The sequence below is a fragment of the Streptomyces sp. NPDC018610 genome (assembly GCF_044391765.1).
Classification (GTDB): Bacteria; Actinomycetota; Actinomycetes; order Streptomycetales; family Streptomycetaceae; genus Streptomyces.
This window is the reverse complement of record NZ_JBISAL010000009.1, coordinates 215328-237324: the sequence shown is the minus strand read 5'-3', so window position 1 is coordinate 237324 and position 21997 is coordinate 215328. Positions and strand designations below refer to the sequence as shown.

The 21997-nt window shown below is 71.5% G+C and carries 19 protein-coding genes and 1 pseudogene; 8 read left to right on the top strand and 12 right to left on the bottom strand.

Going from position 1 to position 21997, the window contains the following annotated elements:
* Positions 1-94: 94 nt before the first annotated feature.
* Together ACH5A8_RS23760 and ACH5A8_RS23755 are read right to left on the bottom strand one after the other, a co-directional pair.
* The gene (locus ACH5A8_RS23760; RefSeq protein ID WP_399005028.1) at positions 95-775 is read right to left on the bottom strand and encodes an ABC transporter ATP-binding protein; all 681 of its coding nucleotides are present in this window, start codon (positions 773-775) and stop codon (positions 95-97) included.
* Positions 772-1890 carry an FtsX-like permease family protein gene (locus tag ACH5A8_RS23755; RefSeq protein ID WP_399005026.1) on the bottom strand — a complete coding sequence of 373 codons (1119 nt, stop codon included), beginning with the start codon at positions 1888-1890 and terminating at the stop codon, positions 772-774. Before ACH5A8_RS23755 ends, ACH5A8_RS23760 begins: the two co-directional genes overlap by 4 nt.
* A gap of 123 nt (positions 1891-2013) precedes the next feature.
* On the opposite strand from ACH5A8_RS23755, the gene ACH5A8_RS23750 reads away from it, so the two are divergent.
* Positions 2014-2619: a TetR/AcrR family transcriptional regulator gene (locus ACH5A8_RS23750; protein WP_399005024.1), complete on the top strand. Its 606-nt coding sequence runs from the start codon at positions 2014-2016 to the stop codon at positions 2617-2619.
* 147 nt (positions 2620-2766) lie between these two features.
* On the opposite strand, the gene ACH5A8_RS23745 is transcribed toward ACH5A8_RS23750, so the two are convergent.
* The 4 genes and pseudogenes from ACH5A8_RS23745 to ACH5A8_RS23730 form a co-directional block, all read right to left on the bottom strand.
* Positions 2767-3801: a cytochrome c oxidase assembly protein gene (locus ACH5A8_RS23745; RefSeq protein ID WP_399005022.1), complete on the bottom strand. Its 1035-nt coding sequence runs from the start codon at positions 3799-3801 to the stop codon at positions 2767-2769.
* Positions 3802-4107: 306 nt separating this feature from the next.
* Positions 4108-4653, bottom strand: a pseudogene (locus ACH5A8_RS23740) (TetR/AcrR family transcriptional regulator); the annotation flags it as partial.
* A 20-nt stretch (positions 4654-4673) separates the two neighbouring features.
* Positions 4674-5255 (bottom strand): sugar O-acetyltransferase, encoded by a 582-nt coding sequence (locus ACH5A8_RS23735; RefSeq protein WP_399005020.1) that lies wholly within the window; start codon positions 5253-5255, stop codon positions 4674-4676.
* 119 nt (positions 5256-5374) lie between these two features.
* Positions 5375-5965, bottom strand: a complete 591-nt coding sequence (locus ACH5A8_RS23730) for a cysteine hydrolase family protein (protein WP_399005018.1) — start codon at positions 5963-5965, stop codon at positions 5375-5377.
* 146 nt (positions 5966-6111) lie between these two features.
* On the opposite strand from ACH5A8_RS23730, the gene ACH5A8_RS23725 reads away from it, so the two are divergent.
* Positions 6112-7104 (top strand): GlxA family transcriptional regulator, encoded by a 993-nt coding sequence (locus ACH5A8_RS23725; RefSeq protein WP_399005016.1) that lies wholly within the window; start codon positions 6112-6114, stop codon positions 7102-7104.
* A 199-nt stretch (positions 7105-7303) separates the two neighbouring features.
* Here ACH5A8_RS23725 and ACH5A8_RS23720 read toward each other — a convergent pair whose 3' ends face one another.
* Complete coding sequence (locus ACH5A8_RS23720) at positions 7304-7813, bottom strand: DoxX family protein (RefSeq protein ID WP_399005315.1); 510 nt, start codon at positions 7811-7813, stop codon at positions 7304-7306.
* 225 nt (positions 7814-8038) lie between these two features.
* Positions 8039-8404 (bottom strand): 5-carboxymethyl-2-hydroxymuconate Delta-isomerase, encoded by a 366-nt coding sequence (locus ACH5A8_RS23715; protein ID WP_399005014.1) that lies wholly within the window; start codon positions 8402-8404, stop codon positions 8039-8041.
* 270 nt (positions 8405-8674) lie between these two features.
* Here ACH5A8_RS23715 and ACH5A8_RS23710 point away from each other — a divergent pair, with 270 nt between their 5' ends.
* Both ACH5A8_RS23710 and ACH5A8_RS23705 read left to right on the top strand, forming a co-directional pair.
* Positions 8675-8872 carry a hypothetical protein gene (locus tag ACH5A8_RS23710; protein WP_399005012.1) on the top strand — a complete coding sequence of 66 codons (198 nt, stop codon included), beginning with the start codon at positions 8675-8677 and terminating at the stop codon, positions 8870-8872.
* 441 nt (positions 8873-9313) lie between these two features.
* A complete protein-coding gene (locus tag ACH5A8_RS23705; protein WP_399005010.1) occupies positions 9314-10897 on the top strand; it encodes a cellulase family glycosylhydrolase in 1584 nt (527 codons plus the stop codon).
* 472 nt (positions 10898-11369) lie between these two features.
* Here ACH5A8_RS23705 and ACH5A8_RS23700 read toward each other — a convergent pair whose 3' ends face one another.
* Positions 11370-12398, bottom strand: a complete 1029-nt coding sequence (locus ACH5A8_RS23700) for a LacI family DNA-binding transcriptional regulator (protein ID WP_399005008.1) — start codon at positions 12396-12398, stop codon at positions 11370-11372.
* Positions 12395-14839: a glycoside hydrolase family 2 protein gene (locus tag ACH5A8_RS23695; RefSeq protein WP_399005313.1), complete on the bottom strand. Its 2445-nt coding sequence runs from the start codon at positions 14837-14839 to the stop codon at positions 12395-12397. Before ACH5A8_RS23695 ends, ACH5A8_RS23700 begins: the two co-directional genes overlap by 4 nt.
* A gap of 283 nt (positions 14840-15122) precedes the next feature.
* On the opposite strand from ACH5A8_RS23695, the gene ACH5A8_RS23690 reads away from it, so the two are divergent.
* From ACH5A8_RS23690 to ACH5A8_RS23680, 3 genes are all read left to right on the top strand, one after another.
* Positions 15123-16445 carry an ABC transporter substrate-binding protein gene (locus ACH5A8_RS23690; protein WP_399005006.1) on the top strand — a complete coding sequence of 441 codons (1323 nt, stop codon included), beginning with the start codon at positions 15123-15125 and terminating at the stop codon, positions 16443-16445.
* Positions 16446-16552: 107 nt separating this feature from the next.
* A complete protein-coding gene (locus ACH5A8_RS23685; protein ID WP_399005004.1) occupies positions 16553-17536 on the top strand; it encodes a carbohydrate ABC transporter permease in 984 nt (327 codons plus the stop codon).
* A complete protein-coding gene (locus ACH5A8_RS23680; protein ID WP_399005002.1) occupies positions 17533-18408 on the top strand; it encodes a carbohydrate ABC transporter permease in 876 nt (291 codons plus the stop codon). The genes ACH5A8_RS23685 and ACH5A8_RS23680 overlap by 4 nt, the downstream gene beginning before the upstream one ends.
* A gap of 321 nt (positions 18409-18729) precedes the next feature.
* Here the strand turns inward: ACH5A8_RS23680 and ACH5A8_RS23675 are convergent, their stop codons facing one another.
* Both ACH5A8_RS23675 and ACH5A8_RS23670 read right to left on the bottom strand, forming a co-directional pair.
* Positions 18730-19308: a fasciclin domain-containing protein gene (locus ACH5A8_RS23675; protein WP_399005000.1), complete on the bottom strand. Its 579-nt coding sequence runs from the start codon at positions 19306-19308 to the stop codon at positions 18730-18732.
* Between the two features lie 230 nt (positions 19309-19538).
* Positions 19539-20285: a class I SAM-dependent methyltransferase gene (locus tag ACH5A8_RS23670; RefSeq protein WP_399004999.1), complete on the bottom strand. Its 747-nt coding sequence runs from the start codon at positions 20283-20285 to the stop codon at positions 19539-19541.
* 277 nt (positions 20286-20562) lie between these two features.
* Here ACH5A8_RS23670 and ACH5A8_RS23665 point away from each other — a divergent pair, with 277 nt between their 5' ends.
* Positions 20563-21960 (top strand): FAD-binding oxidoreductase, encoded by a 1398-nt coding sequence (locus tag ACH5A8_RS23665; protein ID WP_399004997.1) that lies wholly within the window; start codon positions 20563-20565, stop codon positions 21958-21960.
* Positions 21961-21997 lie beyond the last annotated feature (37 nt).

Genomic DNA, 21997 nt, shown 5'->3' with positions numbered 1-21997 from the left:
ACCCGGCCGGGTGACGGCGGGGTCCGGTCGCGGCCGTACGGCCGCTCAGTCCCGGGGGGCGGACGGCGGCTCCGTCCCGGGGGTGCGCGGCGGATCAGTCCCGGGGGTGCGCGGCGGGCTGTGTCCGGGCCATGTCGACGACGTGGTCGGCGGCCTCCACCACGACGGGATCGTGCGTGGCGACCACCGTGACGCAGCCGTGCCGCCGCGTCGTCGCGGCGAGCAGGTCGACGATGCCGGCCGCGCGGTCCCGGTCGACGGCCGCGGTGGGTTCGTCGACGAGCAGCAGCTCCGGTTCGAGCAGCAGGGCCCGGGCGATGGCGATGCGCTGCCGCTCGCCGCCGGAGAGCTGGTCGGCGCGGTGTCGCAGCCGGTGCCCGAGGCCCACCTCGGTCAGCAGTTCCTCGGCGCGGGAGCGCACCGCCCGGGGTGAGCGGCCGGTGACGGACGCGGCGGCGAGGAGCTGTTCGCACGCGGTGAGTCCGCTGAGCAGGTTGCCGCTCTGGAAGACGTAGCCGACGCGCTCGCGGCGCAGCCGTGCCTGCTCCGCGGCGGTCAGCCGGGCGATGTCGCGGCCGCTGAGCAGCACCCGTCCCGAGTCGGGCCGCAGCAGGGCGCCGGCGACGGCGAGGAGGGTGGACTTGCCGGATCCGGAGGGGCCGACCAGGGCGGTCAGGGCACGGGGCGCGAAGTCGGCGTCCAGCCCGCGCAGGGCGGTGGTACGGGACTCGCCGCGGCCCAGGGTCACGGTCACGTCGCGCAGTTCGAGGCTCATCGGCCGGCTCCCAGCATGGTCATCGGGTCTACGGTGGTCACTTTGCGGAGGGTGACGGCGGTGCCGGCCAGTCCCACGAGCACGACGGTCGCCATGGTGGCGGCGAGCGCGGTGCCGGGCAGGCTGAAGGGGACCTCGGAGCCCACCAGCAGGCCCAGCCCGGCGGCGAGGGCCGCGCCGAGGGCCGCGCCGCCGGCGACGACCACGGCGGCCTGGGCGAGGGTGTGGCCCAGCAGGCGGAGCCGGGAGGCGCCCATGGCCCGCAGCAACGCCAGTTCGGGCTGCCGCTGCACGGTCCACACCGCGAAGAACGCGCCGACGACGAGGGGTGCGATGGCGTACAGGAACGCCTGGATGGAGGTCATGGTCACGCGTTCGCCGGTGTAGCCGGGCGCGGCGGCGTAGGCCTCCTCGACGGTGCGGGTGCGGGTGCCCAGCGCCCGGTCGGCGGCGGTGAGGTCGGCCCCCGCCCCGGCCCTCAGGGCGACGGCGCTGTACTGCCGGGGCGGTTTCCCGGCGGTGACGTGGCCCCCGGGCGTGGCGAAGCGGATCCGCTGCCAGGTCGTCACGGGCAGGTAGGCGACGGCCACGTGGCCGTAGGAGGAGCGGCCGGTGGTGCCCCGGACCGTGAGGGTGATGCCCAGGCGGTCGACGGCGAGGGTGTCCCCCACCCGTACGCCGTCCTTGACGAGCTGCTGGGAGATGACGATGCCGTTCGGCTCGGCGGCCGACAGGGACCGGCCGGAGGTGCTGCCGGGGTCGAGGAAGGAGCGGGGCTCGATGCCGAACGCGGCGAAGTCCACCTCCACCTCGCGGCCGGTGGTGCCCCGGGCGATGGAGACGCCCAGGGGGGTGGCCTCCACGCCCTCCCGGGCGCGCCAGCCGTCGAGTTCGCCGCCGTCGACCAGGCTGCGGGCGAACTGGTCGGAGTCGGCGCCGCGGGCGAAGGCGAGGTGGGTGGCGGGGAGCCGGCGCAGCGCGGAGATCGTGTCGTCGCCGAGTCCGGTGGTGAAACCGCTGACGATGCCGACGAGGGCGGCGACGAGGACCACGACGCCGCCCATGAGGAGGAAACGGCCGCGGGCCGCCTTCAGTTCGAGCAGGGCCAAGTACACGGGGTGCCTTTCAGCCGGAAATGTTGGGGACAGTGCGTCGCCAAGATAGAAGATGGCGACGCCGCGTCCCCAAGTGGGGGTGCGCCGTGCCCCGCCGCCGGCCGGGCTCCTACACTGGCGTGCGTGCCCAAGATCCGTGCCGCCTCCGTCGCCGACCACCGGGCCCAGCAGCGCGCGGCACTGGTCGCCGCGGCGGGCGAGCTGCTGCGGGAGGGCGACGCCTCGGCCGTCACCTTCGCGGCGGTGGCCGCGCGCACGGGGCTGGCGCGCAACAGCGTCTACAAGTACTTCGCCGACCGCCGGGAGCTGCTGGCGGAGGTGGTGCGCGCGGCCACGCCCCGCTGGACGGCCCGGATCCGGGCCGAGATGGCCTCGGCGGACACGCCCGAGGACCGGGTGGCGGCCTATGTGCGGGCGCAGCTGGTCCTGGTGCGCGACGGCGAGCACCGGATCGCCCAGGCGCTGGCCGGGGACCGGGACGCGGCGGTGCTGCGCGAGGGCGCGGCCCAGGCGCACGCGGAGATCCTCGAACCCCTGGTCACCGCGCTGGCCGAGCTGGGCGACGACGCCCCGCGGCGCACGGCGCAGCTGCTGCAGGGCTTCGTCAACGCGGCGACGACGGCCGTCGAGTCGGGCGACGACTTCACGGCGGTGACCGAGCGGGCGGTCCGCCTGACCACGGCGGCGGTCTCCGCCCTCGCCCAGCCGCCGCCGCCGGGCACGTCCTGAGCGACGGGGCGTCCGGCACCTACGGACGGGAGCGCCCCCGCCCCCGCCGGGTCGGGGCGGCTCCCGCCGGGTCCGGGGTCGTCGGCCCGCGCCCGGTCAGGGGTTTGCCGACCCGCGTCCGGTCAGGGGCCGTCGGCCCCTACCCGGTCAGGGGTTGTCGTGGTGGCGGCGGATGCGGGCGGCCACGTCGTTCTGCTCGGTCTCCCACCAGGGGCGTACGCGGTCGGCGGTCCGGGCCGGCCGGGCCTGCTCGGGGTGCTCGTCGGCCGACGGGGCGGCGCGGACGAGTTCCGCGTCCAGACGGCGGTCCAGGGCCGCGTTCTGGACGCGCTCGGCGCGGGCCCACTGCACCAGGATGGCCAGCAGGAAGGGCAGCGCGACCAGTTCGGCGATGCTGAGCATCGCGCCGCCGCCGATCTGCTGGTCGTGGCGGACGTCCGGCGACCAGGCGGGGGCGTGGTGCAGGTACCAGGCGCCCGCGATCAGTGTGCCGTGCGTCATCACGACGACCCCGGGCACCGCGTCGACGATGCCGTCCAGGAACACCAGGGCGGCCCGCACCGGGTGCGTGCACCAGGAAGGCAGCGCCTGCTCGTGCGTGAGCACCGGTACGACGAACAGGCAGCCGGCCGCCAGCAGGTGCAGGTACATCAACTCGTGCAGCCATCCGACGCGCAGCGCGGTGGCGAAGTACGGCGTGAAGTAGACCACCAGCTCGGTGGCGAGCACCAGAGCCGTACTGACCAGCGGAAACGTCAGCACGCGCACCACCTTGCCGGAGACCGCCCGCCGGACGCGGGCCGACCCGCCCGCGGGGAGCGCCTCGACGGCGAGCCGCAGCGGGTCGCCGAGGGCGAGGCCGAGCGGCGCGACGAGGTCGAGCAGGACGTTCTGCACGGCGGCCGGCCAGAACAGCACGTGGTCGTAGACGGCCAGCGCCGACATCGTCGCCACGACCAGCGCGCCGAGACCGAGCACCGTGAAGGCGGCGAGCCGGGCCGGCGGCCAGGCCCCGCCCCGGCGGCGCACCCGCAGCACGCCCCAGCCGTAGAGCGCGCCCAGGGCGACCACGAGCACCAGCGCCGGCACGTCCGGCTGCCAGGAGGACAGCAGCCGGCCCACGGTCGGCTGCGCCGGGCTCCCGGCCGACGGACCGGTCGTCGCCAAGGCGATCACGCGCATCGTTCTCCTTCGGCCCATCGGGGGACGAGTCGGGACAGGTCCCCTGCGGGACGGTAGGGACCGTAACCCCTCACGCCCCGCCGTCCGGCAGCGGGGTGGGCACGACGGCGTGGCGGTGCGCTCCGGTGCGTGTGACGGGACGTGGGGAGGGCGGGGGCGGGGGCGCGCGGACGGTTCCGCTCAGCCGCCCGCGCCGACCTGGCCGCTCCCGCCGCCCTCGCCGACCGCGCCGCCCTCGCCGACCGCGCCGCCTTCTCCGACCCTGCCGCCCTCGCCGACCCGGCCGCTTTCGCCGCCCGTGTCACTCCGGCCGACCGCGGTGATGCGGGTGACGGCTTCGAGGGTCAGGGCGCGGTCGTGGGGCTCGCTGGTCAGGGCCCGGTGCAGCGTGAGACCTTCGATGAGGGCGTCCAGCTGGCGGGCCGTGTCCGGATCGAAGTGCTGCTCCAGGTGGATGCGGCTGCGCCGCATCCACTCCCGGGTGAGTTCCCGGTAGGCGGGCCGGCGCGCGGCGAGCGTGTACAGCTCCTGGGTGAGCACGAGGTCGCGCCGGGCTCCCTCGGACAGGGCGTGCACGAGGTCGGCCACGGCCTCGCGGGCCCCGTCGGGATCCGCGGCCGCGCCGAGGTGTGCGTCGAAGACCGCGACGATGTGGTCGGTGAAGCGGCCGAACGCCTCGCGGAGCAGTTGGTCCATGCCGTCGAAGTGGTAGGTCATCGAGCCCAGCGGGACGCCCGCGCGGCCGGCGACCTTGCGGTGGGAGACGGCCGCGAGGCCCTCCTCGGCGATGAGGTCGAGGGTGGCGGCGAGGATGCGCTCGCGACGCTGCGGATCGGTGTGTCCGGTTGCCATGGCGGGGGCCGTCCGCGGTCTCAGAGTTCGCGCACCGGCCGGGCGGGGTTGCCCACGGCGACGACGTCGGCGGGGACGTCCTTGGTGACCACCGCGCCGGCGCCGATGACGGAGTTGTCGCCGATGGTCACACCGGGCAGCACGATGGCGCCGCCGCCGAGCCACACGTTGTTCCCGATGGTGATGGGCCGGGCGGCTTCGAGCTTGTCGCGGCGGGGCCGCGGTTCCAGGGGGTGGGTGGGGGTGAGCAACTGCACGTTGGGGCCGATCTGGCAGTCCTCGCCGATGACGATCGCCGCGACGTCGAGCGCGGTGAGGTTGTAGTTGACGAAGGTGCGGGCGCCGATCGTGATGTTGCTTCCGTAGTCCACGTTGAGGGGCGGTCGCACGTGCGCCTCTTCGCCCAGGGCGCCCAGCAGTTCCACCAGCAGCGGCCGGGCGCCGTCGGCGTCCTCGACGTAGGCGGCCTGGTAGCGGGCGGCCAGCCGGACCGCGCGCTGCTGCCGGCGGGCGATCTCGGGGTCGTCGGCGATGTACAGATCGCCGGCGAGCATGCGTTCCAGGTTGGTCCGGGGATCGTCGGCGAAGTAGTCGATCGGCATGCGTACGATCGTACACTCTGGAATGTACGACCGTACGCTTGCACGTCCCGCACCCGTCCCCCGGGTCTCGGCTCCGCCCCGGCCGCGGTGCGGTCGGCGAGGCGGCCGGCGGCCGGCCGTCAGCCCAGGGACTTCTCCGAGTCGACGACGACACCGTAGAGGTCCGCGATCGTGGCGAGCGCGCCGTGATGGATCTGAGAGGCGCTCAGGCCGGTGCCCGCGGCCCGCAGCGGACGCGTCGCGCAGGCGTCGGCGACCACCGTGGGACGGTTGCCGCGCAGGAAGGCGCCCTCCACGGTGAACAGCACGCACATGTGCGTCATGAAGCCGGCGACGACGACGTCCTTGTTGCCGGCGGCGTCGAGGTGCTCCCCCAGGTCGGTGCCGACGAACGCGTTCGGGACCTTCTTGACGACGACCGGCTCGCCCTCGGCCGGCGCGACGCTGGGGTGGATGGACCCGATCTCGGCCCGGATGTCGTACGGGGTGCCCGGGCCACCGTCGTTGACGACGTGAACGACCTTCGCGCCGACCTCCCGGGCCCTGCGCAGCAACGCGGCGGCGGAGTCGAGCGCGGCCCGCCAGCCCTCCAGCTCCATCACGCCGGCGACGTAGGTGTTCTGGTAGTCGACGAGGACCAGGGTCGCGTCGGCGAGCGCGGCGGGTGTCTCGTCGAAGCCGTTGAGTTCACGCAGCGTGGTCGTGGCCATGGGTGTGCCCCCTCGGGTGTGCGGGTCGGATGCGGTCGCCCACGCCTGGTGGGCCCCGTCCGAAAACCTACGGGCGGCCGAGGTCTGTCGGCAATGACGTCTAACATGCAGATCCGGACATCACCGCAGCCGACCGACGGAGCGACATGAACCCCGGCGAACGACGCGTCGTCATCGTCCTTTTCGACGGCGTCGACCTGCTCGACGTCACCGGGCCGCCGGAGGTGTTCTCCCTCCTGCGCCGCGAGACCGACGGCGAGATGGGCTACGAGGTCGTCCTCGCCGCCGAGACGACGGACCCCGTCACCACCGCCTCGGGGGTACGCGTCCTGCCCGACACCACCTTCCACGAGGCGGCCGCGCGCGGCATCGACACCCTGCTGGTGCCCGGCTCGGTCGAGGTCGACGCCCGGCGCCGGGTACGCGCTCTGGCCGATCCGGCGGTGGTCGACCGGGTGAGGACCCTCGCCGGGCGGGCCCGCAGGGTCACGTCCGTCTGCGTGGGGGCGCACATCCTCGCCGCCGCCGGACTGCTCGACGGCAAGCGCGCCACCACCCACTGGTCGACCGCCCGGCAACTGGCCGCCGAACACCCGGCGGTCGAGGTCGACGCCGACCCGATCTTCATCCGTCAGGGAGACGTGTGGACCGGCGCGGGCATCAGCGCCTGCCTCGACCTGGCCCTCGCGCTGGTGGCCGAGGACTTCGGCGAGGGCGTCGCGCTGCGCGTCGCCCGGCAGCTCGTGATGTACCTGAAACGGCCCGGCGGTCAGAGCCAGTTCAGTGTTCCCCTCGACCCCGTCTCCACCACCCGGCGCGTCGAGGACCTCCGCCACTACGTCGCCCATCACATCGGCGAGCGGATCGGCGTGGCGGAGCTCACCGAGCACGCCCATGTCGGCGAGCGCCAGCTGACCCGGATCTTCAAGGCGGAACTCGGCATGACCCCGAGCGCCTACATCGAGTCCGCCCGCGTGGAACGGGCCCGCCACCGGCTGGAGTCCACCGATGACACCCTCGAACGCATAGCGTCCGCCTGTGGGTTCGGGACGACGGACACCCTGGTCCGGGCGTTCCGCCGCCGACTGGGCACGACACCGACGGACTACCGGCGCCGCTTCCGGCCGGACCCCGGCTGACGGGACCGCGGCGGTGCGCCCGGCCCTCGTGCGCGAGGCGTCGTCGTCGGCGGGGCAAGGCGACCGTGCGGCCGCCGCCGAGACTCAGCGAGACGACGCGCATCGGCGCCGGGGCGCGGTGGCCGCCCGGCCGCCGCCAGAGACTGAGTATGACGGCGGTGCACGTCGGCGCCGGGGCGCAGTGGCCGTCCGGCCGCCGTCAGATACTCAGTGTGACGGCGGCGCCCACGCCTCCGAGGCCGACGGCCACGGCCCCCTCGCTCCATCCACCCGACCCCCAGCGGAAGAACCGGTCGACGGCGAGCCGGCCCGGGCCGATGGCGGCCACCGCCAGCGCGACCACGGCGATGCAGACGCTGTACTCCACACCACCGTCGACGTCCCACAGGCCGTGGGCCGCGGTGACGGTCACCATCGCGTTGATCATCACGCCGATCAGGGCGGCGGCGGCCAGCGGGGTGAGGAACCCGATGGCCAGCCCCAGGCCGCCGAGGCATTCCGACAGCCCTCCGATCAACGCGAACAGCTTCCCCGGGCGGTACCCCAGTGCGGCGAATCCCCTGCCGGTCGCCGCCAGGCCGGGGCCTCCGAAGAGGCCGAAGAGTTTCTGCGCGCCGTGCGCGGCCATCAGCAGACCGAAGGTCAGTCTGATGAGGAGGAGACCCCAGTCGGACGCCGACGACCTGGGCAGGGCGGCGTCACGGGCCATCGGTTCCGCCGTGGTCGACGGACGGTACAGGATGTGCTTCATCACCATGAGAATGCTCCGGAAAGAGCGCCGGAACGGGCATGTCCCCCAGCTCGGCGGAACACCGAGTCACCGGTCGGCGGGCTGCCGCGCCGACCATGCCGGGCGCCCGCCGCTCATGGCCCACGCTCGCGCAACGGCGGCCATCGCGCATCCCGGGGTCCCGGGATGCCGTGGGCCGGCCCCTCACCCGTCCAGGGGCGACCGCGCGGTCGGGAACAGCCGGTAGGAGCCGGCCAGCTCCCGCACCTCGACCGAGCAGACCACGCCGTCCGGCGGCAGGTGGGCGGCGAGGAGGCGCAGGATGCTCTCGGACAGCCGCGTCTTCAGCGCCTCGGAACGCCCCGGCATGAGGCCGACCTCCACGTGCAGGAACTCGGCCTCCCCCATCGTGCCCTCACCGACATACGTTTCGGCCCGGCGGAAGAACGTCTTGCACACACCTGTCGAACCGGACCCCCCGAGGACCAGCGGGTGCAGTTCCTTGAGCAGGGCCACTCGGTCCAGGGCGTCGGCCAGCCGTTCGGAACAGTCGATGGTGAGGTGCGGCATGGGGGACCCTTCACACTTTCTGGTTTCTTGAGGCAACCATTTTCCCCCGGACACGTCCGGCCCCGAGCAGCCGGGGTGTGGACCGGAACGAGCCCGGCGCATGGCCCCGCCTGCACGAGGGCCGGGCGCGGCGAGGCCGGGCCGGGTATGACGGGGCCTTCCGGCGCGAACGAGAGGTGCTGGGGGCGGCTTCCCCGAGTGGCGCTCGGTCGCCGGACGACGACATGTGCAACGCGGTACTATACCGGTTCAATTGGGGGATGGCCGGGAATGGCGCAGACGCACAAGCCGATCGCGGGGAGCGTCACCCCGCTGGAGATCGGGACCGCTGTTGTCGGCGGCGTCGCCCAGGCCGGTGGCGCGCCGTTCGCGCCTTCGCGGCGATACCTGCGGACCTTCGCGAAGCTCGACTTCGCCCGCCACGCCGAGGTGAGCCCGCCCCGCCGGGGCGGGACGCGGACCTCGTGACCGCGGCCGCGGCCGTACGCCGGCCGGTCCTCGCACACGGCACTGCGTCTCGCCGCTCACGAAGACGAGAACACCGAACTTAACCGGTTCCGTCCAAAGCATTGCCTACGGCCGGGCCCGCCATTAGCCTCGGCGATGCAAAACGGGCAGAAAATGAGTTCGGCGCGTTGAATCGCCATCTCCACCGGTCACCCGCGGTCCCCAAGCAGGGTTCTTCCCGCGCGTGATCGGCCGGACAGGAGCCGTACCGCCCGCGGACGGCGCGTGCGCACGACCTCGCCCGCCGCGCCGCACGTTCGTGCGCTCGCGCGCGGCAGACGATCACACAGGGACACGAGTGCCGGCACGGCCGCAGGGAAGGGCCGTACCGCCTCTCGACCGAGCCGGGAGCATCATCGAATGAGAAGAAGACTGGCCGCGGCCACAGGCACTCTCCTCGCCATGTGTGCCTCATTCCTCGCGGCCGCCCCGCAGGCCCGGGCCGCGGATCCGGCCGCCGGGTTCCACGTCGCGGACGGGCGGCTGCTGGACGCCGACGGCGACGACTTCGTGCTGCGCGGCGTCAACCACGCGCACACCTGGTACCCCGACCGAACCTCCCAGGCGCTGAAGGACATCAAGGCCGAGGGCGCCAACTCGGTCCGCGTCGTCCTCGCCACCGGCGACCAGTGGACCAAGAACGACACGGCGGACGTGGCCGACGTCGTCAGCGAGTGCAAGCAGAACCGCCTCGTCTGCATCCTGGAGGCCCACGACACCACCGGCTACGGCGAGGCGAGCGCCGCCGCACCGCTGTCGAAAGCCGTGGACTACTGGCTGAGCGTCAAGAGCGCCCTCGCCGGCCAGGAGAAGTACATCCTCGTCGACATAGGCAACGAGCCGTACGGGAACACCGGTTACACCGCCTGGACCGCCGACACCAAGACCGCCATCGGCCGGCTGCGCGCCGCCGGGATCGACCACACACTCCTGGTCGACGCGCCCAACTGGGGCCAGGACTGGTCGTTCACCATGCGCGACAACGCAGCGGACGTCTTCGCCGCCGACCCCGAGCACAACACCGTCTTCGACATCCACATGTACGGCGTGTACGACACCGCCGCCGAGGTCAGTGACTACGTCAACCACTTCGTCGCAGCAAAACTCCCCTTGGTCATAGGCGAGTTCGGCAACATGCACTCCGACGGCAATCCCGACGAGGACGCCATCATGTCCACCGCCCGGGCGCGGGGCATCGGCTACCTGGGCTGGTCGTGGAGCGGCAACGGCGGCGGCGTCGAGTACCTCGACCTCGTACAGAGCTTCGACGCCAGCCGGATGACCGCCTGGGGACAGCGCCTCTTCGACGGCGCCGACGGCATCAAGGCCACCGCCGAGGAAGCCGGCGTCTTCTCCGGCGACGGCGGTGACACCACCCCACCCACCGCTCCCGGCGCCCCGACCGCCTCAGGTGTCACCGCCGACAGCATCCACCTGAGCTGGCCCGCCGTCACCGACGACACCGGCGTGACCGGCTACGACGTCGTCCGTGTGGACGGCACCACGGAGACCGCCGTCGCTGCGTCCACGACCACGAGCGCGACGGTCACCGGCCTGAGTGCCGGCACCGCCTACACCTTCGCCGTCCACGCCCGCGACGCCACCGGCAACCGCTCACCCCGCTCAGCCACCGTCACCGCCACCACCGGTCAGGGCGACACGGCCGAAGCCTGCTCCGTCACCTACAAGCTCAGCGACTGGGGCAGCTCCTTCAACGCCGACGTCACCATCCGCAACGACTCCGCCCGGACCGTCGACGGCTGGAGCCTCGACTTCTCCTTCCCCGGCGCGCAGAGGATCAACTCCGTCTGGAACGCCAGGGCCACCCAGGACGGCACCAGGGTGCACGCCACCAACGAGTCGTGGACGAAGACCATCCCGGCGTCCGGCTCGGTCAGCTTCGGCCTCAACGGCTCCTCCACCCCCGGCACGAACGCCGCCCCCACCGCCTTCACCCTCGACGGCCACACCTGCGCCACCTCCTGAACCCGGCGGGGAACACGAGGGGCGCGGCACACGCACGGCCGGTGAACGGCACGCCTCTTCGACGTGACGCCGGCCTTCATCACCTCGTCGAGGGTGGTGGAGGCCGGCGCCGCTCGCGGCGCGAGGGGTCAGCACGCCCCGTCCGGAGCACCGACGACCGGCGACGTCGGACTCCCCACGGGACTGGGTGCTCATCCACGCCCGCTGACACATGGCCGCCGTCGCCGCCGGACGCATCGGCCGCCCACGCGAAGCGCTCGGCCGGGATTCTCGGCCGAGCGCCTGCGCCAACCGCTCGGGAGCTGATCCGTACGACCAGATGCCGCGAGCCCCGGGACCCGGAAGTGCGCGACGAGCCTCACGAGGGGGTCGGCGCACATCCCGGCGAAGTCGCCGGGCACCGCCCCTCCGCCGGGCGCCGCCCCCTCCCCCACGCCCGCTCCTCCCCGAGCGGCGTCGGCGGGCCCGCGCGCTACGAACGGGGCGGCGCGGTCGACGCACGCGGCACGAGCGAGGGCGTGGCCACCGGCCGGGACGCGACATCCTGGCCCGCGATGACATCGAACAGCACGTGCGCCACCTGCGCCCCGAACCCGTGCACGTCATGGCTCATCGCGGACAACGTCGGATGGGTGAGCCGGCACAGCTGCGAGTCGTCCCAGGCCAGCAGTGACAACTCGTCCGGGACGGAGACCCCCATCTCCGCGGCCACGCCCAGGCCGGCGACCGCCATCAGGTCGTTGTCGTAGACGATCGCCGTCGGCCGGTCGGCCGACAGCAGCAGCGACCGTGTCGCGCGTGCGCCCTCCTCGCCGGAGAAACCCGTCTCGACGTGCTGGGAGCCGTCCAGCCCCAGGCCCGCCATCGTCTCCTCGAACGCGCCCACTCGGATGGCGCTGTGTCCCAGTCCGGGCGGGCCGCCGACGCGGGCGATCCGCCGGTGGCCGAGGGCCGCCAGATACCGCACGGCCTCGGCCACGGCGGTGGCGTCGTCGGTCCACACCGAGGGGAACCCGCCGGTCAGCATGGGGTGCCCCACCGCCACGGCGGGCAGTCCGAGGTCTCGCAGCGGTCCGACACGGGGGTCGTCCTGGTGGAAGTCGACCAGGATCGAGCCGGCGATCTGACGCTCCCGCCACCAGGTCTCCTGCAGCCGTGTCTCCTCCTCCAGCGAGCCGACCAGGCGCAGCAGCAGGGAGCAGTTGCGTTCCGCGAGGACGCTCTCGATGCCGGAGATGAACTCCATGTAGAAGGGCTCGAGGCCCAGAAGCCGGGCCGGCCGGCAGATCGCCAGTCCGATGGTGTCGACGGACTGGCGGGACAGGCTGCGCGCCGAGGAGTTCGGCGCCCAGCCCAGTTGCCGGGCCGCGGCGAAGATGCGTTCCCGGGTGGCCTCGGAGACACCCGGCTTGTGGTTGAACGCGAGCGACACCGCACCCTTCGACACGCCTGCCGCGGCGGCGACGTCCTTGATCGTCACGCGCTCGGTGGGTGCGCTCACGCCGGTTCCACACAGAACAGCGCGGCTCGTACGGCGTTGGCGCCCGTGTCGGTCGCGCCGCGGACCCGCAGCCTGACGCTCTCGCCGGGCAGGAGTGTGAGGAGACCTGCCTCGCAGGTCGCGGCCGGACCGAGCCGATCGGCCTGCAGGAGGAGATCTCGTACCAGGGTCTGTGCTGTCACCACGACGTCGACACTACCCGCCTCGCCGTCGGCCCGGGACTCCACGAGGACGTCGTACCGCGGCGCGACGTAGGAGAAGTCCTTGTCGGGAACCGGGAAGTGCAGGGCGCGCAGCCCGTCGGCGTCGGCGACCAGGAACTCCTTCGCCGACGCCTCGTCCGGTACGAGGGCGGGCGGAACCGCGAGCCGGGTGACGGAGCGCGGGGCGGCCTCCACGTCGAGCGCCGCACGTGCGACGATCGCGCCGTCCGCCGTCAGCCGCCGTACGTCGACACGGGTGTGCCAAGGCTGGGCGGACTGGTTGACCACGGCGATGACCGGCTCCCCGGCCGGGGAATCCGCTTCCGTCCCGACGGTGAGGAGCCGGTCGGCGTAGACGCGGCGCAGCTCGTGATAGAGCGGCTTGAGCCGACCGTCGCCGTCTATGGCGGCCCAGGAGCTGACCGGCCAGCAGTCGTTGAGTTGCCAGACGACGGTTCCGGCGCACACCGGCCAGTTGGCGCGCCAGTGCTCGATGCCGGCGGCCACGGCTCGGGCCTGGACCACCTGGGCGAGGTAGTGCCAGCGGTCGAAGTCGCCTTCGGGCAGGGCGAAGTGGCGGGCGATGCCCCGGTTCAGCTTGCCGTTGCCGTCCTCCGCCTTCTGGTGGTGCAGCATGCCCGGGGAGTCGGGTGCGAGCCGCTCGCCGGGCAGCGCACGGCGCAGGGTGGCCAGTGCGGGTGGGGCCTGCCAGCCGAACTCGGCGACGAACCGGGGCACCGAGGTGCGGTAGTCGGCGTAGTCCTCGCGGTTCCAAACCTCCCAGGAGTGGTGGGTGCCGTGCGCCGGATCGTTGGGGTGGTGCTCCCAGGAGCCGGACCAGGGGCTGCCGGCGGTGTAGGGGCGGGTGGGGTCGAGTTCGGCGACGACCCGGGGCAGCAGGTCCAGGTAGTAACCGCCGCCCCAGGAGTTCCCCGCCAGTTCCGGCTCCCACTCCCAGTCCCTGAAGCCCCACAGGTTCTCGTTGTTGCCGTTCCACAGCACCAGACTGGGGTGCGGCATCAGGCGGACAACGTTGTCGCGCGCTTCCGCCTCCACCTCACCGCGCAGTGGCTGTTCCTCCGGGTAGGCGGCGCAGGCGAACAAGAAGTCCTGCCAGACCATGAGACCGAGCTCGTCGCAGGCGTCGTAGAAGGCGTCGTCCTCGTAAATGCCTCCGCCCCAGATCCGTACGAGGTCCACCCCTGCCTCGGCCGCCTGGCGCAGCCGGGTGCGGTAGCGCTCGCGGGTGACCCGGGAGGGGAAGACGTCGTCGGGGATCCAGTTCACACCTCGGGCGAAGATCGGCACGCCGTTGACCACGAAGGTGAATCCGGTGCCGTGCCCGTCGGGGGAACGGTCGATCTCCACGGTACGGAAGCCGATCCGGCGGCTCCATGAGTCCAGCGACCGCTCCGCGTCGTTCGAGGATCCCCGGTCCACCAGGGTCACCTCCAGGTCGTAGAGCGGCTGCTCACCGTAGCCCCGCGGCCACCACAGGTCGGGGTCGGGCACTTCCAGCACGAGCACCGCCCGCGTCCCGTCCACCGTGGCCCGGGCCTGGGCGCCGCCGACGCCGGCGCGGACCTCAAGCCGGTGCCCGGCGCCCTGTCCGGTGCGTTCGACGTCGACGAGGAGTTCCACCCGGCCCAGGCCGTCGGCGACCGTCACCAGCGGGCGCACCCTGTCCAGCCGCGCCGTCGACCACTTCTCCAGCCGGACCGGCCGCCAGATTCCGGCGGTCACCAGCGTCGGCCCCCAGTCCCAGCCGAAGCCGCAGGCCATCTTGCGGATGAACTGGAACGGCTCCGGATAGACGTTGGGCCGCTCGCCGGTCAGCACACGTACGGAGTCGGCCTCGTCGTACGCGGAGGCGAACTCCACGCCCAGCCGACCTGCGGCGCCGGTGACGTCGAAGCGGTAACGGCGGTGCATGTTGCGCGTGCGGCCCAGTTCCCGTCCGTTCACCGTGATCACGGCCGCGGTGTCGAGGCCCTCGAAGACGAGGTCCGTGCGCTCGTGCGCGCCGGAAGCGATGTCGTCGGGCTCCAGTTCGCGGGTGTACGTCCATGCCTGGCGCCCCACCCAGGCGACCTCCTGCTCGTTCAGCCCCAGGTACGGATCGGGGATCGCGCCGGCGGCCAGCAGGTCGGTGTGGACACAGCCGGGAATCCGGGCGGGCAGCGGCGCCCCGTCGTGGTCGAGGCTCCACTTGTCGGTGAGTTGGATGACGTCCTTCATGTACGACTCCTCATAGCGGGCGGCCTGGGTGCGCATGACGCCGACGGGACGACGACGCGACCAACCTAACCTGCTGCTAATTAACCGGTCCAGTCCCTACCGACAGTCACAGGAATATCGAACTTTGCAGGTAGTTTCACCGATCGCCTCGATCGGGATCAGCCGACATGTAACGATTACGCATCGCGCCGCACTTCGCAGCTTTACCGGTTCACGAGCGACTGACATAGTGCCGTTCAGCCACGGAGCCCGAGCCGTGATCCTTGGAAGGGGAGTTGGGCACATGGGTAAGAAGATGCTGAACGCCGCTCTGCTGACCACCGCCACGATGCTGACCGTCGCCGGGTGCGGCGGGGGCGGGACAGGCGGCTCGGACGAGACCGCCGCCCCGCCGCTGAACCCGAAGTCCGTCTCGGGAACGATCAAGGTGCTGACCAACCGCACCGACCTCGTCCAGGACGGCACGATGAAGAAGTACGCGGCCGCCTTCAACAAGGAGTATCCCAAGGTGGAGGTGCGTTTCGAGGGCATCACCGACTACGAGGGGGAGGTGAAGATCCGCATGAACACGGACAAGTACGGGGACGTCCTGCTGATTCCCGCGGCGGTGGCCAAGGGCGACTACCCGAAGTTCTTCGCGCCCCTCGGCGACACGGGGTCGATGAAGGAGAAGTACCGCTTCACCGACAAGACCGATGTCGACGGGAAGACGTACGGCATCGCCAACTTCGGCACCGCCAACGGCGTCGTCTACAACAAAGCCCTGTGGAAGAAGGCCGGCGTCACCAAGTGGCCGACGAGCCCGCGGGAGTTCCTGACCGACCTCAAGACGGTCAAGGACAGGACCGGGGCCACCTACTACACCAACTTCAAGGACGGCTGGCCGCTCGTCAGCCCCTTCAGCAACAGCATCGGCTCGGTCAGCTGCGACACCAAGGCGTCCGACGACCTCGCCGACATGGACGCCCCCTGGGGCGACGGCACGGACCTCGACGTGATCGACAGCCTGCTCTACGACATCGTCCACGACAAGTTGTCCGAGAAGGACCCCAGCACCACCAACTGGGAAAGCTCCAAGACGCTGCTGGCCAAGGGCAAGATCAGCAGCATGGTGCTGGGCTCCTGGTCCATCACGCAGATGCAGGACGCCGCCGAGAAGGCCGGCCAGGACCCCGACGACATCGGCTTCATGCCCTTCCCGGCGCAGAAGGCGGGCAAGTTCTGCTCCACTCTGCTGTCCGACTACCAGCAGGCCGTCAACATCCACTCCAGCCACAAGGCCGCCGCCCGGGCCTGGATCGACTGGTTCACCGAGAAGTCCGGTTTCTCCGCCTCCCAGGGCGTCGTCTCCGCCCTGCGCTCGGCCCCGATGCCGGCGACGCTCAAGGAATTCGTTGACAACGATGTCACGATGGTGGAGCGGTCCGAGGCGGACACCGCCGAGGTCAACGCCATCGACAACGCCTCGGAAATCGGCCTCGACAAGCAGGACTACCGGCAGAAGCTGATCGACATCGCCCGCGGCGCCCAGAAGGGGTCGCTGAAGGACTACTTCGCCGACCTGAACCAGCGCTGGGCCGACGCCAAGCGGACCGCCGGCTCCTGAACCGGCCGCACCACCGGGCTCCCTCGTCCATGCCTCCCGGCCAGACCGACAGGGGGCCCGGTGTGCCGACCGACGAGCGCTGTCCGCGGACGACGAAAGGCCTCACCATGTCCCGTTCCATCCCTACCGCACCACCGCCCGACCCGCTGACCAAGACGGACGACGTCGGCCGCCGCCCAGGGGACCGCTCGGACCGCGGGCGCTCCCGCAGCCGCTCATGGCGGGAACATCCGCTGCGCCGCGTCACCCCCTGGCTGTTCCTCCTGGTGCCGCTCGCCCTGCTGATCACGTTCACGTACGTGCCGGTGGGCAACATGGTCTACTACAGCTTCACCGACTGGGACGGCGTCAGCCCCGACCGCCGCTTCGTCGGCGGCGACAACTACGAGGAGCTGTTCACCCGGCCCGAACTGTTCCGGGTCTTCGCCGTCAGCCTCTACTACCTGGCGGCCTCCGTCGTGCAGATCGCCGCCGCGTTGTACTTCGCGACGATCCTCAGTTTCGACCTGCGGCTGCGTGATCTGTTCAAGGGCATCCTGTTCTTCCCCTACCTCATCAACGGCGTCGCGATCGGTTTCGTCTTCCTCTACTTCTTCCAGGACGGCGGCACGCTCGACTCGCTCCTGTCCCTCTTCGGCCTCGGCGGTGATCACGCCTGGCTCGGCGACCCCCAGTCGGCCAACACCGCGCTGGCCGGGGTCTCCGTGTGGCGCTTCACCGGACTGAACTTCGTGCTGTTCCTCGGAGCGATCCAGTCCATACCCGGCGAGCTGTACGAAGCCGCCCAACTGGACGGCGCGACCCGCCGGCAGCAGTTCCGGCACCTGATCGCCCCCGGCATCCGGCCCGTGCTCAGCCTCAGCGTCATCCTCGCGATCTCCGGTTCGCTGTCCGTCTTCGAGATCCCGTTCATCATGACCGGCGGCGCCACCGGGACCCAGACCTTCGTCATCCAGACGATCAAGCTCGCCTTCCAGTTCAACAAGACCGGCCTGGCCTCGGCCTGCGCCGTGGTCCTGCTGCTGATCATCCTGCTGTTCACATGGATCCAGCGGCGCCTGGTGCCCGACGAGAAGGTGGACCTCGTATGACCGCCCCCACGACCACCCCCGCCCCTGCCCGGCCGGCCCGGCGCAAGCCGGTGCGCGTCAGCGCCGTCCTGACCTACCTCTCCCTGGTCGCCGCCTCGCTCGTCGTGCTCGTTCCGCTCCTCGTCGTCTTCCTCACCTCGCTGAAGACGTCGGACGAGGTGGCCGACGGCACCGACGTACTGGCCCTGCCCCACGACTGGCTGAACTTCTCCAACTACGCCACGGCCTTCACCGACGGCCACATGCTCATGGCGTTCGGGAACACGGCGTTCATCCTGCTCGTCTCGGTCACCGGCACCGTGGTCATCGGCTCGATGACCGCCTACGCCATCGACCGCTTCGAGTTCCGCCTCAAGAAAGTCGTCATGGCGCTGTTCCTGATCGCCACCCTGGTGCCCGGCGTGACCACCCAGGTGGCCACCTTCCAGGTCGTCAACGGCTTCGGCCTGATCGACACCCGCTGGGCGCCCATCCTGCTCTACATGGGCACCGACATCGTGTCGATCTACATCTTCCTGCAGTTCATCCGGGGCATTCCCAAGTCCCTGGACGAAGCCGCGCGTCTGGACGGCGCCAACGCGTTCACGGTCTACCGCAAGGTCATCTTCCCGATGCTGAAACCGGCGATCGCCACGGTGGTCATCATCAAGGGCATCACCACCTACAACGACTTCTACATCCCGTTCCTCTACATGCCCTCCGAGGACCTCGGCACCATCTCCACCGCCCTCTTCCGATTCAAGGGGCCCTTCGGCGCCCACTGGGAGACCATCTCGGCGGGAGCGATCCTGGTCATCCTGCCCACCCTGATGATCTTCCTCTTCCTCCAGCGGTACATCTACAACGGGTTCACCCAGGGAGCCACCAAGTGACGATCCGCCCGGGGGCGCCGTGCCCCGGCCCTCGCCGGCCGGGGCCGGGGCGGGCCCCAGGCCCGCTGCCGTTCACCGACGGCCGGCACCGGCACCGGTCGGCGCGGTCCGACCGCCGACATCGCGGACGACCTCCTCGCCGACGGCGCCTCCGTCCCTCGGTCCCCGCACGGAACCACCTGGCATCGCGCCGGCCGCCGCCGGCCTGAGCGCGGGCCTGGCCGGAGTCATGATCGATGTGCCGTTCCTGATCGAAGACCCGCCTGCCAGAGGTTTCGCCTCTCCTCCGGGCCGCCCCGCCCAGGGGCCGGAGACACAGCGTCAGGAGGGCGGCCGCAGCACGGAGTCGACGACGTACACGGTGGCGTTCGCGACCTTGATGTTCCCGCAGACGATGTGCGCCTTGCCGTTGACCGTGAAGTCCGTACCCGATCCCGATGTGGTCAGTTTGCCCCCTTCCACCGTCGTGAACGAACCCTTGGACAGTTCGTCGGGTGTGATGCGCTTGTCCACGACGTGGTAGGTGAGCACCTTCTTCAGCTGCCCGTCATTGCCGAGAAGGGAGACGAGTTGGGCCTTGTCGACCTGCTGGAAGGCCTGGTTGTTGGGGACGAACACGGTGATGCTCGGCTTCCCGTCGAGGGTGCTGTTCAGCCTCGCCCTGACCGAGGCCGCCACGAACTGGCTGAGCTGCGGATACGCGGCCGCGGCCTCGATCACCTTGTCCTTGGCCGTGTCGGCCTTCTGCGACAGGGCCGAGCAGCCGGGACCGAACGGACCCGAGGGGCTCGGCGACGGACTCTGAGCGTGGCTCTGTGCCGCTGCACCGCCGAACGCCAGGGGAACCGCCAGGGCAGCCGCCGTGGCCGCTTTCGCCGTGCGAGCGCCAGTGATCCTCATAACGTACCGTCCTCCGGGGAAGAGGTGAGTGCTGTGGGTCATCGCTCGATGCCTGCGGAAGTCACCGCTTCTGGCCGGGCGGCTGCGGCAGGTACGACGCCCCGCGGCCCAGCCTCCGCTTCCCCACCGTATCCACGCGTCTCGATGAGCGCATCCGCTCGGCTCGGCGAGGGGCACGACGACGCCGCGCGTGTGCGCCCGGCGCTGGTGTGGGCAAGGACCGAGTCGGGTCACCACCCGCGAAAGTCCTGGAAAGGGGGTTCGAACGCGGGATCGGGCAAGCGGTAGGCCTTCAACCGGACCCCGCGTTCGTCTCCGGGGAAGGCGTCGACGGCTTTCCAGCCCAGGTTGCGTTCGTAGTACCGCGCGGCGGTGTGCACGGACGGCCACCAGTCGTCGTCCATGACGATCAGGCCACCGGGGCGGACGATCTTCCGCAGGAAGTAGAGGTCGACGAAAACCTCGTGGAACCGGTGACTGCCGTCCACGAAGGCCGCGTCGGCGACGAAGCCCTCGGTGAACAGCCCCGGGAGCGCGGTCGACGAGGGGGCGGGCAGCAGCGTGGCGATCGCGTCCAGTCCGGCGGAGCACAGCAGGTCCCAGCCGGCGTTGCGGTACTCGCCCTCCTGGAACGGGTCGATGATGACGTGCCGCGGACGGGGACGGTCGACGGTGGTCAGAGCCTCCCCGATGGCGAGTGCGGAGCCGGCGTAGGCGAGCCCCACCTCGACGACCGTCTCCGCCTTCTCACGGACCATCAGGTCGCGCAGCCGGTCGCATTCCCGCTCGGGCACCGTGACGGTCTCGAAGTCCCCCTCCCGGTCCCGCGTGCGCGGCGGCCCTTCCCGGGCCAGTCGGCGTCGTACCTCACGGATCCGCCTCGTACGTGCGTCCGCGCGCGTCATGCCGGCTACCTCCCCGTGGTCGGACGGCACCTCCTTCTCACCATAGGAGGCGGGCCGCACCTGCGTGTCCACGACGGCACCGGGGCCCCTGCCGGTGCCCCGGACCGGCGCGCCGGCAGGCCCGGTCGCTCCTGCGCGCAGGCGCGAACCGCCCCGGCCGACCGGTCGGACGATCTCCGCCGCCGACGTGCGGGACGTGACGGGCAAGCGGAGACTGTGACTGTGGGGTGTCCGCCCCACCGGCCTACATCACCGGCGCCTACGGACCCGCGTCTCACGCCCCGCGGCCCGTCCGGAACGTGGCGCTCGCGTCCGTCTGCGCGCCGCCCGTGAACAGGGGCGTTCGACCATGGACGGTATCGACGGAACGGCTTTCGAGAGCCTGCGCGGAGCGCTGCGGGGCCCGCTCGTCACTCCGGGGGATCCCGGTTACGACGCGGCCCGCGGCATCTACAACGCCATGATCGACCGCCGTCCGGCGGCGATCGCCGGGTGCGTCGACGTGGCGGACGTACGGACCGTGCTCGCCTTCTCCCAGGACACCGGAGTGGATCTGGCGGTGCGCGGCGGCGGCCACAGCGGTCCAGGGTTGTGCCTGGTCGACGGCGCGTTGACGCTCGACCTGACCCCGATGCGCTGGGTGGACGTCGACCGGAGGACGAGGACCGCGCGCGTGGGCGGCGGAGCCCAGGTGGGCGACCTCGACCACGCGGCCCACACCTTCGGCCTGGCCACTCCGGCCGGGATCGTCTCGACCACGGGAGTCGGCGGTCTCACCCTCGGCGGCGGGCACGGGCATCTGACCAGAAGATACGGTCTGACCATCGACAATCTGCTGTCCGCCGACGTCGTCCTCGCCGACGGCACGTTCGTCACGGCGTCGGAGAACGACCACCCGGACCTGTGGTGGGCCCTGCGGGGCGGCGGCGGCAACTTCGGCGTGGTCACGTCGTTCACGTTCCGGCTGCACCCCGTGGACACCGTAGGCGTCGCGGTGACCGTCTGGCCCGTCGGCCTCACCCGCGAAGTACTGCGGTGGTACCGGGAGTTCCTGCCCGCCGCGCCCGAGGAGCTGAGCGGTTTCTTCGCCCTGCTGACGGTACCGCCCGGACCGCCCTTCCCCGAGCCGATCCACGGGCAACGGGTGTGCTGCGTCGTGTGGTGCCGCACAGGCGATCCTGAAGGCGACCGCCTGGAGGAGACGCTGAAGGTCGTGAACACGCCCGGGCCGCCGGCGTTCCACTTCAGCACCCCCATGCCCTATCCCGACCTGCAACGTATGTTCGACGGGCTGCTGCCGAAGGGACTGCAGTGGTACTGGCGCGGTGACTTCTTCGACGCCATCCCGGACGATGCCATCTCCGTGCACGAGCAGTACGGCCAGAACCTCCCCACCGGCCTGTCCACGATGCACCTGTACCCGGTCGACGGGGCCGCCCGCGAGGTCGACGCCGGTGACACTGCCTGGGCCTACCGACAGGCCACGTGGTCCGGCGTCATCGCGGGCATCGATCCAGAGCCCGCCAACGCCGGCCTGATCCGCCGGTGGTGCGTCGACTACTGGAACGACCTCCACCCTTACTCCATGGGCGGCGCCTACATCAACTTCCTCGGCGAGGACGAGAGCGGCGACCGCGTGCGGGGAACGTACCGCGAGCACTACGACCGGCTCGCCGCGGTCAAGCACACGTACGACCCCGACAACTTCTTCCACGCCAACCAGAACATCCCGCCCGCCACGTCGTGAACGTGTCACCGCCGACCGGACAGCGGGTCGGGTGCGT